The 2,417-nt window shown below is 70.9% G+C and carries 3 protein-coding genes; all 3 read left to right on the forward strand.

What is annotated here, in order from left to right:
• A partial coding sequence (gene cysD / locus M8J74_RS44015; RefSeq protein WP_249841754.1) for a sulfate adenylyltransferase subunit CysD occupies positions 1-585 on the forward strand: 585 nt, incomplete at its 5' end.
• A gap of 2 nt (positions 586-587) precedes the next feature.
• Positions 588-1,916: a sulfate adenylyltransferase subunit 1 gene (locus M8J74_RS44020; protein ID WP_249841755.1), complete on the forward strand. Its 1,329-nt coding sequence runs from the start codon at positions 588-590 to the stop codon at positions 1,914-1,916.
• A 71-nt stretch (positions 1,917-1,987) separates the two neighbouring features.
• A partial coding sequence (locus M8J74_RS44025; protein ID WP_249841756.1) for an ABC transporter ATP-binding protein occupies positions 1,988-2,417 on the forward strand: 430 nt, incomplete at its 3' end.

Below are 2,417 nucleotides of genomic sequence, written 5' to 3' on the forward strand. Positions count from 1 at the left end.
GGCACCCGCAACCCGCTGCAGACGCTGCCGCTGACGGAGAAGATCCAGGCGGAGCGGTTCGACGCGGTCTTCGGCGGCGGGCGGCGCGACGAGGAGAAGGCCCGCGCCAAGGAGCGGGTGTTCTCCCTGCGCGACGAGTTCTCCCAGTGGGACCCGCGCCGCCAGCGGCCCGAGCTGTGGAACCTCTACAACGGCCGTCACGCGCCCGGTGAGCACGTCCGCGTCTTCCCGCTGTCCAACTGGACCGAGCTGGACGTGTGGCAGTACATCGCCCGCGAGGGCATCGAGCTGCCGGAGATCTACTTCGCGCACGAGCGCGAGGTGTTCGCCCGCAACGGCATGTGGCTGACGGCCGGCGAGTGGGGCGGCCCCAAGGACGGCGAGACGGTCGAGAAGCGCCTCGTGCGCTACCGCACGGTCGGCGACATGTCCTGCACGGGCGCGGTCGACTCGGACGCCGTGACGCTGGAGCAGGTCATCACGGAGATCGCCGCCTCCCGGCTCACCGAGCGCGGCGCGACGCGCGCCGACGACAAGATGTCCGAGGCCGCGATGGAAGACCGTAAGCGCGAGGGGTACTTCTAAGCATGAGCACGACCACGGAAATCTCCGAGACCACCCTGCTGCGTTTCGCGACCGCCGGCTCCGTCGACGACGGCAAGTCCACCCTGGTGGGACGGCTGCTGCACGACTCCAAGTCGGTCCTCGTCGACCAGCTGGAGGCGGTCGAGCGCGCCTCCGCGAGCCGCGGCCAGGACGCGCCCGACCTCGCGCTGCTCACGGACGGGCTGCGGGCCGAGCGCGAGCAGGGCATCACGATCGACGTGGCGTACCGTTACTTCGCCACGCCGAAGCGGCGGTTCATCCTCGCCGACACCCCCGGCCACGTGCAGTACACCCGCAACATGGTGACGGGCGCCTCCACGGCCGAGCTGACGGTGATCCTGGTCGACGCCCGCAACGGCGTCGTCGAGCAGACCCGCCGCCACGCGGCCATCGCCGCCCTCCTGCGGGTCCCGCACGTGGTCCTCGCCGTCAACAAGATGGACCTGGTCGACTACCAGGAGTCCGTCTTCGCGGCGATCGCCGAGGAGTTCACGGCGTACGCGCTCGAGCTGGGCGTCCCGGAGATCACCGCGATCCCGATCTCCGCGCTGGCCGGCGACAACGTGGTGGACCCGTCCGCGAACATGGACTGGTACGGCGGCCCGACCTTCCTGGAGCACCTGGAGACGGTCCCGGTCACCCACGACCTGAGCCACTGCCACGCCCGCCTTCCCGTGCAGTACGTGATCCGCCCGCAGACCGCCGAGCACCCCGACTACCGCGGCTACGCGGGGCAGATCGCCGCAGGTTCGTTCCACGTCGGCGAGGCGGTGACGGTCCTGCCGTCCGGCCGCGCCTCGCGGATCGCCGGCATCGACCTGCTCGGCGCGCCGGTCGACGTCGCCTGGACGACGCAGTCGGTGACCGTCCTGCTGGAGGACGACATCGACATCTCGCGCGGCGACCTGATCGTGCCCAGCAAGGACGCCCCGGCGACCACGCAGGACATCGAGGCGACCGTCTGCCATGTCGCCGACGCCCCGCTGACCGTCGGCCACCGGGTCCTGCTCAAGCACGGCACCCGCACGGTGAAGGCGATCGTGAAGGACATCCCGTCCCGGCTCACGCTCGACGACCTGTCCCTGCACCCGCACCCGGGGCAGCTCGTGGCCAACGACATCGGCCGCGTGAAGATCCGCACCGCGGAGCCGCTGCCGGTCGACTCCTACGCCGACTCCCGGCGCACCGGTTCGTTCATCCTGATCGACCCCAGCGACGGCACCACGCTCACCGCGGGCATGGTCGGCGAGTCGTTCGCGTCCCCGGAGCCCGTCAAGGACGAGTCCGAGGACGACGGCTGGGACTTCTGACCGTCCCGGGCGGCACGAGTCCGCCGCCCTCCCCGCCACGGCCACGACGAGATTCCCAGGAGGTGACGACCATGGCCACGATCACGACGCTCGCCAAGGCCGACGAGACGGTCGGGCACGCCGCCCGCATCGAGCACGTCTCGAAGTCCTTCGCGACCCCCGCCGGGCAGCAGCTCGTCCTGGACGACATCACCCTCGATGTCGCCCCCGGCGAGTTCGTCACCCTCCTGGGCGCCTCCGGCTGCGGCAAGTCCACCCTGCTCAACCTGGTCGCCGGCCTGGACCGACCCAGCACCGGCACCATCACCACCGACGGCCGCCCGGCCCTGATGTTCCAGGAACACGCCCTCTTCCCCTGGCTCAGCGCCGGCAAGAACATCGAACTCGCCCTCAAACTCCGCGGTGTTCCCAAGCCCGAGCGCCGCGAGCGCGCCGAGGAACTCCTGCAACTCGTGCGGCTGAACGGCGCGTACGGCAAGCGGGTGCACGAGCTGTCCGGCG

The organism is Streptomyces panaciradicis (assembly GCF_023516615.1).
Classification (GTDB): Bacteria; Actinomycetota; Actinomycetes; order Streptomycetales; family Streptomycetaceae; genus Streptomyces; species Streptomyces panaciradicis.

Bases quoted from the DNA above. Each gene is read 5' to 3' on its own strand.
- M8J74_RS44020 (WP_249841755.1), top strand. From the start codon at position 588: ATGAGCACGACCACGGAAATCTCCGAGACCACCCTGCTGCGTTTCGCG.